Source organism: Pseudomonas sp. Z3-8 (assembly GCF_051131975.1).
GTDB lineage: Bacteria > Pseudomonadota > Gammaproteobacteria > Pseudomonadales > Pseudomonadaceae > Aquipseudomonas.
In genome coordinates this window covers 2,109,924-2,123,345 of record NZ_CP071643.1, presented here as the reverse complement: position 1 = coordinate 2,123,345, position 13,422 = coordinate 2,109,924, and the positions used below count along the sequence as shown (strand labels likewise).

Below are 13,422 nucleotides of genomic sequence, written 5' to 3'. Positions count from 1 at the left end.
ACTTGATCAGTCGCATTCCTCCGGATGCGGCTGATCCATGTCATTGCGCGACGCATTGTCGCACCCTTCCAAGGTCTTCCTTTCGGTTCGCTGCAATCGCGTCTAAGCTTGCCCCAAAGCATGTGGGCGACTGCCGGGACCTGGTCGAGCCGACCCGATGTGTTTGCCGCTCGTTCGACAAAAACCCCGCGAAGTCAGGTAGATACCGACGGTTGCGAGGACACCTGGGCACCCCCCGAACGCAGCGTTTGAACACACCCCGTTACAACCGACCCGCCCCCCTCGCCTCGTACATTTGACACGACAATTTGTCGGGGGCGATTTTTGTCCCTACGCGGCGCATGGAAAGGCCGCAGAATCAGCGTTGGAAAGCATTGACGCAGGTCATGGCGCGTTGCAATGACCCCCCGCTTTCTCCATACTTGCGGCCGATTTTTATCCTAATAAAATACCCAAACCGTGGAACCTTAGAATGAGCACAGCAATCAGTCCGACTGCTTATAACTATAAGGTAGTCCGCCAGTTCGCCATCATGACGGTGGTCTGGGGGATCCTTGGCATGGGGCTCGGTGTCTTCATCGCCTCGCAACTGGTCTGGCCGGAGTTGAACTTCGATCTGCCATGGACGACATTTGGACGCCTGCGCCCGCTGCACACCAACCTGGTGATCTTCGCCTTCGGTGGTTGTGCGTTGTTTGCCACCTCCTACTACGTCGTGCAGCGAACCTGCCAGACGCGACTGATTTCCGACAGCCTCGCCGCCTTCACCTTCTGGGGTTGGCAAGCGGTGATCGTCGGCGCGATCGTGACCTTGCCAATGGGTTTCACCACCACCAAGGAATACGCGGAACTGGAATGGCCCCTGGCTATTCTGCTCGCCATTGTCTGGGTGACCTACGGTCTGGTGTTCTTCGGCACCATCGTCAAACGCAAGACCAAGCACATCTACGTCGGCAACTGGTTCTACGGTGCATTCATCGTCGTGACCGCCATGCTGCACATCGTCAACCACGCGTCGCTGCCGGTCAGCTTCTTCAAGTCCTACTCGGCCTACTCGGGCGCGACCGACGCGATGATCCAGTGGTGGTACGGCCACAACGCCGTGGGCTTCTTCCTGACCACCGGCTTCCTGGGGATGATGTACTACTTCGTGCCGAAACAGGCCGAGCGTCCGATCTATTCCTACCGCCTGTCCATCGTGCACTTCTGGGCGCTGATCACCCTGTACATCTGGGCCGGTCCGCACCACCTGCACTACACCGCGCTGCCGGACTGGGCGCAATCCCTGGGCATGGCAATGTCGATCATCCTGTTGGCACCTAGCTGGGGCGGCATGATCAACGGCATGATGACCCTTTCGGGCGCCTGGCATAAGCTGCGCACCGACCCGATCCTGCGCTTCCTGGTGGTATCCCTGGCGTTCTACGGCATGTCGACCTTCGAAGGTCCGATGATGGCGATCAAGACCGTCAACTCCCTGAGCCACTACACCGACTGGACCATCGGCCACGTACACGCCGGTGCGCTCGGCTGGGTCGCGATGATCTCCATCGGCGCCATCTACCACATGATCCCGAAACTGTTCGGTCGTGCGCAGATGCACAGCACCGGCCTGATCAACGCGCACTTCTGGCTCGCCACCATCGGTACCGTGCTCTACATCGCCTCGATGTGGGTCAACGGCATCACCCAGGGCCTGATGTGGCGCGCGATCAACGACGACGGCACCCTGACCTATTCGTTCGTCGAAGCACTGCAAGCCAGCCACCCCGGTTTCATCGTCCGTGCCCTGGGCGGCGCGTTCTTCGCCAGCGGCATGCTGCTGATGGCCTACAACGTGTATCGCACCGTTCGTGCCTCTGACCCGGTTGAAGCAGAAGCCGCCGCCAAGATCGCCGTAGTTGGAGCTCACTGATGAAGCACGAAGCAGTAGAGAAGAATATCGGCCTGCTGGCCTTCTTCATGGTCATCGCCGTCAGCATTGGCGGCCTGACCCAGATCGTTCCGCTGTTTTTCCAGGATGTCACCAACAAGCCGGTCGAAGGCATGAAGCCGCGCACCGCCCTTGAACTGGAAGGCCGCGACGTCTACATCGCCAACGGTTGTGTCGGCTGCCACTCGCAGATGATCCGTCCGTTCCGTGCTGAAACCGAACGCTACGGTCACTATTCCGTTGCCGGTGAAAGCGTCTGGGACCACCCGTTCCTGTGGGGCTCCAAGCGCACCGGTCCGGACCTGGCCCGCGTCGGTGGTCGCTACTCCGATGACTGGCAGCGTGCGCACTTGTACAACCCGCGCAACGTAGTGCCTGAATCGAAGATGCCGGCCTACCCGTTCCTCGTAGAAAACAAGCTCGACGGCAAAGACACCGCCAAGAAAATGGAAGTCCTGCGTGCCCTCGGCGTGCCCTACACCGACGAAGACATCGCCGGAGCAAGGGATGCCGTGAAAGGCAAGACTGAAATGGACGCGCTGGTGGCCTATCTGCAAGGCCTGGGCACCATCATCAAAAGCAAACGGTGATCTGGATGGATATCGGGATGATTCGTGGCCTGGGCACCGTCGTTGTGATGGTGGCCTTTATCGGCCTGGCCCTGTGGGTGTTCAGCCCCAAGCGCAAGTCGGAGTTCGAAGACGCGACCTTGCTGCCGTTCGCGGATGATCCCGAAGCCATCAAGCACGTCGAGCAAGCTTCTAGGAGTAACAAAGAATGACTACGTTCTGGAGTCTGTACGTCACAGTCCTCAGCCTGGGAACGATCTTCGCCCTGACCTGGCTGCTGCTGTCGACCCGCAAGGGCCAGCGCAGCGAAGCCACCGAAGAGACGGTTGGCCACTCCTTCGACGGGATCGAGGAGTACGACAACCCGCTGCCGAAATGGTGGTTCATGCTGTTCATCGGCACCATCGTGTTCGCCCTTGGTTACCTGGTGCTCTACCCTGGCCTGGGCAACTGGAAAGGCTTGCTGCCAGGCTATAACTACCTGGACACTGAAAAGCAGACATCTTTTGCCAACGGACAGACCGGCTGGACCGGCGTGCACGAGTGGGAAAAGGAAATGGCCCGCTCGGATGCCAGGTTCGGTCCGATCTTCGCCAAGTTTGCCTCCATGCCGATTGAAGAAGTCGCCAAGGACCCGCAGGCCCTGAAGATGGGTGGCCGCCTGTTTGCCTCCAACTGCTCGGTCTGCCACGGCTCCGACGCCAAGGGCGCCTACGGCTTCCCTAACCTGACCGACGCCGACTGGCGCTGGGGTGGCGAGCCAGAGACCATCAAGACCACCATCATGGGCGGTCGTCATGCCGTCATGCCGGGCTGGGCTGCCGTGGTTGGCGAACAAGGCGTCGCCGACGTGGCTGCCTATTTGGTAACCGGCCTGCACAGCCGCAAACTGCCGGAAGGCGCCAAGGCCGATCCGGCCAACGGCCAGAAGCTGTTCGCCGCCAACTGCGTGGCCTGCCACGGCCCCGCCGGCAAAGGCACGCCCGCCATGGGCGCACCCGACCTGACGCACCCGGCCGGTTTCATCTACGGTTCGAGCTTCGCTCAGTTGCAGCAGACCATCCGCTACGGTCGCCAAGGCCAGATGCCGGCCCAGGCCGATCTGCAGGGCAACGACAAGGTCCACCTGTTGGCTGCCTATGTCTACAGCCTGTCCCACGGCGAAAAGGCTCCGGCTGCTGACGCTCAGTAAGGCAAGCAACTGATACACGAAGGCCCCGCCAATCACATTGGCGGGGCCTTTTTTGTCCACAGGGAAACATGCTGCACCTGTTCACCCTTGCTTGCATCCGGCGCCGGTAGTAACGTGCCTACATTCACACTCAATGGGGGACGCCGCCGTGTCCATCACCACCATTTCCAGCCGCGAGTTCAACCACGACACAAGTGGTGCCAAAAAAGCTACCCGAGAAGGTCCAGTCATTATCACCGACCGTGGCAGGCCGGCCCATGTGCTGCTAAGCATTGAGGAGTACCAGAAACTGACCGGCGCTGGCACCAGCATCGTCGAGTTGCTGGTCATGCCCGACGCGCCGGATATCGACTTCGATCCCGAGCGCGCCGTCATCACGCCCCGCTCGGTGGACCTGTCCTGAATGTTCCTACTCGATACCAACGTCATCTCGGAGCTGCGCAAGCCCCAGGCCGATAAAAACGTACAAGCCTGGGCGCGCAGTGTCCCCGCTCCCAGCCTGTATGTTTCGGCCATCACCGTGTTGGAACTGGAAACCGGGGTCTTGCGCTTTGAGCGCAAGGACCCGGCGCAAGGCAGCCGTTTGCGCGCATGGCTGGATAACCACGTCATGTCCGCGTTTGCCAGCAGGATCCTCGCGGTCGACCGCGCCGTGGCCCTGCGCTGCGCCCGCCTGCATGTCCCGGACCGCAGCAACGAGTGCGATGCGCTGATCGCCGCCACGGCGCTGGTCCATGGGCTGACCGTGGTGACCCGCAACGTGGCGGATTTCAGAAGCAGCGGCGTGGCGCTGATCAATCCATGGGCTAGCTAGCCAAGCAACAGATGCGCGCGCCGGAAGCCATGACATGGCTATAGTCAATTGATCCAGATCATGACTTGTTACATCCGCTACACCATTCGGACCAGACACCCAACGCGACCAAAGGTCGCACCACCGGGCCAGAGCGACAGGCGTATCATTGCGCCATTGCAACACCCTTTCTGACCGTGGTCGGCACGTACTGGCCTCGGCATTTTTCCACTGCCGTGGGATGCAATTGATGAGCAACCAGATTCCGGTACATGACGTTACCCCGCCTGCCAAGGACGCCAACAAAAGCGTCGACCTCTATGCCTCTCGGGAAAAAATCTACACCCGCGCCTTCACTGGCCTGTTTCGCAACCTGCGCATGGTCGGCGGGGCGGTTCTGTTCCTGCTGTATTTCGGTACCGTCTGGCTGAACTGGGGCGGTCATCAGGCCGTCTGGTGGAACCTGCCGGAACGCAAATTCTTTATCTTCGGCGCGACCTTCTGGCCCCAGGACTTCATCCTGCTCTCGGGGCTGCTGATCATCGCAGCCTTCGGCCTGTTTTTCATTACCGTCTATGCCGGTCGGGTCTGGTGCGGCTATACCTGCCCACAAAGCGTATGGACGTGGATTTTCATGTGGTGCGAAAAGGTCACCGAAGGCGACCGCAACCAACGCATCAAGCTCGACAAAACGCCCATGAGCGCCAACAAATTCCTGCGCAAGTTCGCCAAGCACAGCCTGTGGCTGCTGATCGGTTTTGTCACCGGCATGACCTTCGTTGGCTACTTCACCCCGATCCGTGAGCTGGTCTTCGAGTTCTTCACCGGCCAGGCCGATGGCTGGTCGTATTTCTGGGTCGGTTTCTTCACCCTCGCCACCTATGGCAACGCCGGCTGGCTGCGTGAGCAAGTGTGCATCTACATGTGCCCGTACGCCCGCTTCCAGAGCGTGATGTTCGACAAGGACACCCTGATCGTCTCCTACAACCCGCGTCGCGGCGAAGCCCGGGGCCCGCGCAAGAAAGGCATCGACTACAAGGCCCTGGGCCTGGGGGACTGCATCGATTGCACCATGTGCGTCCAGGTCTGCCCTACCGGGATCGACATCCGCGACGGCCTGCAGATCGAATGCATCGGCTGCGCAGCCTGCATCGATGCCTGCGACAACATCATGGACAAGATGGACTATCCCCGCGGCCTGATCAGCTACACCACGGAACACAACCTCTCGGGGCAGAAAACCCATAAACTGCGCCCGCGCCTGATCGGTTATGCCCTGGTGCTGCTGGCCATGATCAGCCTGTTGGTGACCGCGTTCTTCATGCGCTCGCTGGTGGGCTTCGATGTCAGCAAGGACCGCGTGCTGTACCGCGAGAACGCCGAAGGCCGGATCGAGAACGTCTACAGCCTGAAGATCATGAACAAGGACCAGCGTGACCATACCTACGTGCTGGAAGCCACCGGTTTGCCGGATCTGAAGCTACAGGGTAAACGGGAGATCAAGGTCGCGGCCGGTGATATCTACAGCCAGCCGGTAGAGCTGTCCAGCGCACCGGAACAATTGCCGTCCAGTACCAATGAGGTGACCTTCATCCTCAAGGATGCCGATGACGACAGCGTCCATGTTGAAGCCAAGAGCCGGTTCATCGGCCCACAGACTCGTTGAGAGAAATGCACATGCCTGCAGCAACCGCCACCAGCCCTTGGTACAAGCACCTCTGGCCGTGGATCATCATCGGGATCCTCGCTTGCTCGGTGACCCTGAGCCTGACCATGGTGACCATCGCGGTGAAGAACCCGGACAACCTGGTCAATGACAACTATTACGAAGCCGGCAAGGGCATCAATCGCTCGCTCGAACGCGAACTGCTGGCCCAGACCCTGCAACTACATGCCAACGTGCAACTGGACGACCTCACCGGTGAAGTAAGCCTGCGCCTGAACGGCAACAGCCGGCCCCAGACCGTAGAGCTGAGCCTGATCTCCCCAACGCAGCCGGAGAAAGACCGCAAGATCGTGTTGACCCGCAACGACAGCGAACCAGGACGCTATGTCGGCCAACTGGCGGACAAGATCGAAGGTCGGCGTTTTGTCGAATTGCTGGGTGTGGAACACGATCGGACCTGGCGCTTGTTCGAAGAAGAACAGATCACCCACGGCCAGGACATCCAGCTTGGCGACGAGCCGCTGCAAGGCGCTGAAGACCTGAAAAAATAAACCGCTGTTGTGTGGCGAGGGAGCTTGCTCCCGCTGGGCCGCAAAGCGGCCCCTGTTTTTGATCCAGCAATCCTCAGGCGTATTGTTGTACTCAGACTGCGACTGCTTCGCAGCCGAGCGGGAGCAAGCTCCCCCGCCACAAAAGGTTTTCACGCGACAACATGACCACTCCACAGCCCTGCTACCACTGCGCCCTGCCGGTACCTCCCGGCAGTCGCTTCACCGCCGTTGTCCTCGGTGAGACCCGCGAGCTGTGTTGCCCCGGTTGCCAAGCGGTGGCCGAAGCAATCGTTGCCGGCGGTCTTGAGCACTATTACCAGCACCGTAGCGAAGCGTCGGCCAACCCGCAAACCTTGCCCGTTCAATTGACCGACGAGCTGGCGTTGTACGATCGCCCCGATGTGCAGCAATCGTTCGTCCGCCATGAAGGCGAGCTGGCCGAAACCACTCTGCTGATGGAAGGCATCAGTTGCGCCGCCTGCGGCTGGCTGATCGAAAAGCAACTGCGCAGCCTGCCGGCCGTGGCCGAGGCGCGATTGAACCTGTCCAATCACCGCCTGCACGTACGCTGGGCCGACGCGCAACTGCCGCTGAGCACGCTGCTCGCCGAACTGCGCCAGATCGGTTATGCCGCGCACCCGTATCAGGCCGATCAGGCCAGCGAGCAGCTCGCCGCGCAAAACCGCCTGGCCCTGCGTCAGTTGGGCGTGGCCGGGCTGCTGTGGTTCCAGGCGATGATGGCGACCATGGCCACCTGGCCCGAATTCAACATCGACCTGAGCCCGGAGATGCACACCATCCTGCGCTGGGTCGCACTGTTTCTCACCACGCCTATCGTGTTCTACAGTTGCGCGCCCTTCTTCAAAGGTGCGCTGCGAGATTTGCGCACCCGCCACCTGACCATGGACGTTTCGGTGTCCTTGGCCATCGGCAGCGCCTATATCGCCGGAATCTGGACCTCCATCACCGGAGTGGGCGAGCTGTACTTCGATGCGGTCGGCATGTTCGCCCTGTTCCTGCTCGCCGGCCGCTACCTGGAACGCCGGGCCCGGGAGCGCACTGCTGCGGCCACCGCCCAACTGGTCAACCTGCTGCCAGCGTCGTGCCTGCGCCTGGACGAGCGCGGCCAGAGCGAACGCATCCTGCTCAGCGAACTGCGCACCGGTGACCGGGTGCTGGTCCAACCCGGAGCGATCCTGCCCGCCGATGGCACGATTCTCGACGGCCAGTCCAGCGTCGACGAATCACTGCTGACCGGCGAATACCTTCCGCAACCGCGCCAGGCAGGCGACGCGGTAACGGCAGGCACGCTCAACGTCGAAGGCGCCCTGACGGTCGAGGTACGGGCGTTGGGACAGGACACGCGGTTATCGGCCATCGTGCGCCTGCTCGAACGGGCCCAGGCCGAAAAGCCACGACTGGCGGAAATCGCCGACCGCGCCGCCCAATGGTTCCTGCTGTTCTCCCTGGTCGCAGCGGCGGCCATAGGCCTGTTGTGGTGGCAGCTGGATGCTTCGCGTGCGTTCTGGATAGTCCTGGCGATGCTGGTCGCGACCTGTCCTTGCGCGCTGTCCCTGGCGACACCAACCGCCCTGACAGCTGCCACCGGAACCCTGCACAAACTCGGCCTGCTGCTGACGCGTGGTCATGTGCTGGAAGGCCTTAACCAGATCGACACGGTGATTTTCGACAAGACCGGCACCCTCACCGAAGGCCGCCTGGCATTGCGCGCCATTCGGCCACTGGCCACTCTCGACGGTGATCAATGCCTGGGTTTGGCCGCGGCCCTGGAAAACCGTTCGGAACACCCCATCGCCCGAGCTTTTGGTCGCGCACCGTTGGCCGCCGAACAGGTACACAGCAGCCCAGGGCTGGGACTCGAAGGCCTGGTCGCCGAACAACGCCTGCGCATCGGCCAGCCCGGTTTTGTCTGCGAACTGAGCGGCTCGGCCGTACCGCCGATGCCGGACGAACCCGGACAATGGCTGTTGCTGGGCGACGACATCGGGCCACTGGCCTGGTTCGTCCTCGATGACCGCCTGCGCGCTGATGCGCCGGCGCTGCTCGCCGCCTGCAAGGCGCGGGGCTGGCGTACGCTATTGCTCTCCGGCGACAGCTCGCCGATGGTGGCCAGTGTCGCCGCCGAGCTGGGCATCGACGAGGCCCGCGGCGGCTTGCGTCCGGATGACAAGCTGGCCGTGCTCCAGCAGTTGCACCAGCAGGGTCGCAAGGTATTGATGCTTGGTGATGGCGTGAATGACGTGCCGGTGCTGGCGGCGGCGGACATCAGTGTCGCCATGGGGTCGGCCACCGACCTTGCCAAGACCAGCGCCGACGCAGTGCTGCTGTCCAACCGCCTCGATGCCCTGATTCATGCATTCGGCCTGGCCCGGCGTACCCGCCGCGTGATCATTGAGAACCTGGTCTGGGCAGGGCTGTACAATGGCCTCATGTTGCCGTTCGCCGCCCTCGGCTGGATCACGCCGGTGTGGGCCGCGGTCGGCATGTCCATCAGTTCGTTGACCGTGGTGCTGAATGCCTTGCGGCTGACCCGCCAACCGCAAGCGCAGGTTGGCGAAACCACGCCCGATACCCGTCCGCTGCCGGCCTGAGCCGCGCGGCATGGAGTTCCGAGATGCCAGCTCTCTACGTGATGATCCCGGCCGCACTGTTGATCGTGGCCGTCGCCGTCTACATTTTCTTCTGGGCCGTGGACAGCGGCCAGTACGACGACCTCGACGGCCCGGCCCATAGCATCCTGTTCGACGACCAGGACCCGAACCACAAGGCGGCCGTCGAGGAAGCCAGCAGCGCGGACCACAAACCGGACGACAAGGCGCCTCCCCATGCTTGACCTGGCGCCAATGCTGGTTTCCGCCGTCATCCTCGGCTTGCTCGGTGGCGGGCATTGCCTGGGCATGTGCGGCGGGTTGATGGGCGCCCTGACCCTGGCGATTCCCAAGGAACAACGCAGCCGCCGCTTGCGACTATTGCTCGCGTACAACCTGGGACGCATCGTCAGCTACGCCGCGGCCGGCCTGCTGATCGGCCTGGCCGGCTGGGCCGTGGCGAACAGCCCGGCGGCGATGATCCTGCGCGTGCTGGCCGGTTTACTGATGATCGTCATGGGACTCTACCTGGCAGGCTGGTGGAGCGGCCTGACCCGTATCGAAAGCCTGGGCCGTGGTTTGTGGCGGCGTATCCAACCCATCGCCAACCGCCTGCTGCCGGTGTCGAGCCTGCCCCGGGCCCTGCTGCTCGGCGCGCTGTGGGGCTGGCTGCCCTGCGGACTGGTCTACAGCACCCTGCTGTGGTCCGCCAGCCAGGGTAACGCCCTGGACAGTGCACTGCTGATGCTCGCCTTCGGCCTGGGCACCTGGCCGGTCCTGCTCGCCACCGGCCTCGCGGCAGAGCGCGTCACGGCGCTGCTGCGCAAACGCAGCGTGCGCATGGCCGGCGGATTGCTGGTGATTGTCTTCGGCATCTGGACACTGCCGGGGCCGCATCAGCATTGGCTCATGGGGCATTGAACAAGCTCACAGACAATGAGGAATGCCCGGCAACCCTGTGGCGAGGGAGCTTGCTCCCGCTGGCCTGCAAAGCAGGCCCCAACGATCCCAGGCAAGGCTCATAAGTTGACATTGCGTCTGCTGCGCAGCCGAGCGGGAGCAAGCTCCCTCGCCACGGGTTTTGAGTTGCCTGGGCTGGCATGATCACTGACTACCCCATGCCCCGTTGACGCAAATCAACACGCCCCTTCCCTTCGCCTCATAGACTTCAAGCATGCCAGCCTAACCGGGGAATGCCCGCATGCTCGACGCCATTCGTTGGGACTCAGACCTGATCCGCCGCTACGACCTGGCGGGACCGCGCTATACCTCGTACCCGACCGCGGCCCAGTTCGCCGGCCAGGTGGGCACGTTCGACCTGCTCCATGCCCTGCGCGACAGCCGCAAGGCCCGCAGGCCTTTGTCGCTTTATGTGCACGTGCCGTTTTGCGCGAACATTTGCTACTACTGCGCCTGCAACAAGGTCATCACCAAGGACCGCGGCCGCGCCCATGCCTACCTGCAACGCCTGGAGCAGGAAATCCAGCTGATCGGCTGCCACCTGGACCCGGCCCAGCGCGTGGAACAGTTGCACCTGGGCGGTGGCACGCCAACCTTCCTCAGTCACGACGAGCTGCGCCAGTTGATGGCCAGGCTGCGCGAGAGTTTCAACCTGATGGACGATGACTGCGGTGACTACGGCATCGAAATCGACCCGCGGGAGGCGGATTGGTCGACCATGGGCCTGCTGCGGGAATTGGGTTTCAACCGGGTCAGCATCGGCCTGCAGGACCTTGACCCTACCGTGCAGCGTGCCGTCAACCGCCTGCAAAGCCTGGACGAAACCCGTGCGGTGGTCGAAGCCGCCCGGACCCTGCAGTTTCGCTCGATCAACATCGACCTGATCTATGGCTTGCCCAAGCAGACCCCGGAAAATTTCGCCCGCACTGTCGAGGAAGTGATCAGCCTGCAACCGGACCGTCTCTCGGTGTTCAACTACGCCCACCTGCCGGAGCGTTTCATGCCGCAGCGGCGCATCAACAGCCAGGACCTGCCGAATCCTGTGCAGAAACTGGCCATGTTACAAGGCACCATTGAACAGCTGACCGCCGCCGGTTATCGCTACATCGGCATGGACCACTTCGCCCTGCCCGATGACGAACTGGCGATCGCCCAGGAGGAAGCGACTTTGCAGCGCAACTTCCAGGGCTACACCACCCACGGCCATTGCGACCTGATCGGCCTCGGGGTCTCGGCCATCAGCCAGATCGGCGACTTGTACTGCCAGAACAGCAGTGACCTGAACCAATACCAGAACGCCCTCGCCGACGGGCAATTGGCAACCAGCCGTGGCATCGTGTGCAATGCAGACGACAGGCTGCGACGCGCGGTGATCCAACAACTGATCTGCCATTTCAGCCTGGCATTCGCCGAGATCGAGCACACCTTCAATATCGATTTCCGGGGGTATTTCGGCTCTATATGGCCGCAACTACAGGCGATGGACGACGACGGGCTGGTTGAACTGACGGCTACGCACATCAAGGTACTCCCTGCCGGACGTCTGTTGGTGCGTTCGGTTTGCATGGTATTCGACGCGTATCTGCAGCAGCAGAATCGGCAGCGTTTTTCCCGCGTCATCTGAGCGCGACAATTTGACGGCAATACCGCACTGGCCGGTGTTTGCGTGCTGAGTTACCCTTACGGCTTATGTGTGTTTTCCCACAAGGATTTAAGAAATGTCCGAGCCAGTCAAATCGCGCGCTCATAACCAGGCCCATTGCAAGGACTGCAGCCTGGCCCCTCTGTGCCTGCCACTTTCGTTGAATCTGGAGGACATGGACGCGCTGGACGACATCGTCAAACGAGGCCGCCCGTTGAAAAAAGGCGAGTTCCTGTTCCGCCAGGGCGATGCCTTCGATTCGGTCTACGCCGTGCGCTCGGGCGCCTTGAAGACCTTCAACCTGAGCGACGGTGGCGAAGAACAACTCACCGGTTTCCACTTGCCCAGCGAGCTGGTCGGCCTGTCGGGCATGGACACCGAGACCCATCCGGTCTCGGCCCAGGCGCTTGAAACGACCTCGGTGTGCGAAATTCCGTTTGATCACCTGGACGAACTGGCCTTGCAACTGCCGCAACTGCGTCGTCAACTGATGCGCGTGATGAGCCGGGAGATCCGCGACGACCAACAGATGATGCTGCTGCTCTCGAAGAAAACCGCCGACGAGCGCATCGCGACCTTCCTGGTCAACCTCTCGGCGCGTTTCCGCGCCCGTGGCTTTTCGGCCAATCAGTTTCGCCTGAGCATGTCGCGCAACGAGATCGGCAACTACCTGGGCCTGGCGGTGGAAACCGTGTCCCGGGTGTTTACCCGTTTCCAGCAGAGCAAACTGATCGCCGCCGAGGGCAAGGAAATCCATATCCTTGACCCGATCCAGCTCTGCGCCCTGGCCGGCGGCTCGGTCGAAGGCTGATGCGCCTGCGCGGCTGAGGCTTTTGCCGCCGCCGCGCTATACTGCCGCGTTTGCAGCCAGCCAGGACACCTCGACGATGGTCTTCGACTCCTTCGACATCAAATCCCTGATCCGCCCGGTAATCGACTTCCCCAAGCCAGGCGTGATCTTTCGCGACATCACCCCACTGTTCCAGTCCCCTACCGCGCTGCGGCTGGTCATGGACAGCTTCGCCCATCGCTACGTCGAGGCCAGCTTCACGCACATCGGGGCGATGGACGCGCGCGGCTTCCTGATCGGCTCGATCCTGGCCTATCAGTTGAACAAACCGCTGGTGCTGTTCCGCAAGCAAGGTAAATTGCCGGCCGACGTGTTGGCCGAGGGTTACCAGACCGAGTACGGCGAGGCTTTCCTGGAGGTCCACGCCGATAGCCTGTGCGAGGGCGATTCGGTGGTGATGTTCGATGACCTGATCGCCACCGGCGGCACGCTGATCGCCGCCGCCAACCTGATCCGCCGCATGGGCGCCAAGGTCCATGAAGCCGCCGCGATCATCGACTTGCCGGAATTGCTCGGTTCCCGGCGGCTGGAGGACATGGGAATACCGACGTTCTGCCTGACCCGGTTTTCGCTTAGCGAAAAATAATCCCCGCCAACAAAACATCTATCCCTTGTGGGAGCGAGCCTGCTCGCGAAGGCGCTGTGTCAGTACATGAT

General features: G+C 61.9%; 14 protein-coding genes. All 14 read left to right on the top strand.

What is annotated here, in order from left to right:
• Nucleotides 1-472: 472 nt before the first annotated feature.
• The 14 genes from ccoN (at nucleotide 473) to J3P94_RS09805 (ending at nucleotide 13,351) form a co-directional block, all read left to right on the top strand.
• Complete coding sequence (gene ccoN, locus J3P94_RS09870; RefSeq protein ID WP_186636610.1) at nucleotides 473-1,915, top strand: cytochrome-c oxidase, cbb3-type subunit I; 1,443 nt, start codon at nucleotides 473-475, stop codon at nucleotides 1,913-1,915.
• A complete protein-coding gene (gene ccoO, locus J3P94_RS09865) occupies nucleotides 1,915-2,523 on the top strand; it encodes a cytochrome-c oxidase, cbb3-type subunit II (protein ID WP_305499959.1) in 609 nt (202 codons plus the stop codon). Before ccoN ends, ccoO begins: the two co-directional genes overlap by 1 nt.
• A 5-nt stretch (nucleotides 2,524-2,528) precedes the next feature.
• Complete coding sequence (locus J3P94_RS09860; RefSeq protein WP_003175465.1) at nucleotides 2,529-2,714, top strand: CcoQ/FixQ family Cbb3-type cytochrome c oxidase assembly chaperone; 186 nt, start codon at nucleotides 2,529-2,531, stop codon at nucleotides 2,712-2,714.
• A complete protein-coding gene (gene ccoP, locus J3P94_RS09855; protein WP_434572993.1) occupies nucleotides 2,711-3,694 on the top strand; it encodes a cytochrome-c oxidase, cbb3-type subunit III in 984 nt (327 codons plus the stop codon). The genes J3P94_RS09860 and ccoP overlap by 4 nt, the downstream gene beginning before the upstream one ends.
• A 148-nt stretch (nucleotides 3,695-3,842) precedes the next feature.
• Entirely contained in the window at nucleotides 3,843-4,097 is a 255-nt protein-coding gene (locus J3P94_RS09850; protein ID WP_434572991.1) for a type II toxin-antitoxin system Phd/YefM family antitoxin, read from the top strand.
• Nucleotides 4,098-4,508: a type II toxin-antitoxin system VapC family toxin gene (locus J3P94_RS09845; RefSeq protein ID WP_434572989.1), complete on the top strand. Its 411-nt coding sequence runs from the start codon at nucleotides 4,098-4,100 to the stop codon at nucleotides 4,506-4,508.
• A gap of 229 nt (nucleotides 4,509-4,737) precedes the next feature.
• On the top strand, nucleotides 4,738-6,153 hold the full coding sequence (gene ccoG / locus J3P94_RS09840) for a cytochrome c oxidase accessory protein CcoG (protein ID WP_434572988.1): 1,416 nt from the start codon (nucleotides 4,738-4,740) through the stop codon (nucleotides 6,151-6,153).
• 11 nt (nucleotides 6,154-6,164) lie between these two features.
• Nucleotides 6,165-6,704, top strand: a complete 540-nt coding sequence (locus J3P94_RS09835) for a FixH family protein (protein ID WP_434572987.1) — start codon at nucleotides 6,165-6,167, stop codon at nucleotides 6,702-6,704.
• Between the two features lie 161 nt (nucleotides 6,705-6,865).
• A complete protein-coding gene (locus J3P94_RS09830; RefSeq protein WP_434572986.1) occupies nucleotides 6,866-9,316 on the top strand; it encodes a heavy metal translocating P-type ATPase in 2,451 nt (816 codons plus the stop codon).
• Between the two features lie 23 nt (nucleotides 9,317-9,339).
• On the top strand, nucleotides 9,340-9,558 hold the full coding sequence (ccoS, locus tag J3P94_RS09825; RefSeq protein WP_434572984.1) for a cbb3-type cytochrome oxidase assembly protein CcoS: 219 nt from the start codon (nucleotides 9,340-9,342) through the stop codon (nucleotides 9,556-9,558).
• Nucleotides 9,551-10,234, top strand: coding sequence for a sulfite exporter TauE/SafE family protein (locus J3P94_RS09820; RefSeq protein WP_434572982.1), 684 nt, complete (start codon nucleotides 9,551-9,553; stop codon nucleotides 10,232-10,234). Before ccoS ends, J3P94_RS09820 begins: the two co-directional genes overlap by 8 nt.
• A gap of 280 nt (nucleotides 10,235-10,514) precedes the next feature.
• On the top strand, nucleotides 10,515-11,897 hold the full coding sequence (hemN, locus tag J3P94_RS09815; RefSeq protein WP_434572980.1) for an oxygen-independent coproporphyrinogen III oxidase: 1,383 nt from the start codon (nucleotides 10,515-10,517) through the stop codon (nucleotides 11,895-11,897).
• Between the two features lie 94 nt (nucleotides 11,898-11,991).
• Complete coding sequence (fnr, locus tag J3P94_RS09810; protein WP_305499946.1) at nucleotides 11,992-12,726, top strand: fumarate/nitrate reduction transcriptional regulator Fnr; 735 nt, start codon at nucleotides 11,992-11,994, stop codon at nucleotides 12,724-12,726.
• Nucleotides 12,727-12,802: 76 nt separating this feature from the next.
• On the top strand, nucleotides 12,803-13,351 hold the full coding sequence (locus tag J3P94_RS09805; RefSeq protein ID WP_434572978.1) for an adenine phosphoribosyltransferase: 549 nt from the start codon (nucleotides 12,803-12,805) through the stop codon (nucleotides 13,349-13,351).
• Nucleotides 13,352-13,422: the final 71 nt, after the last annotated feature.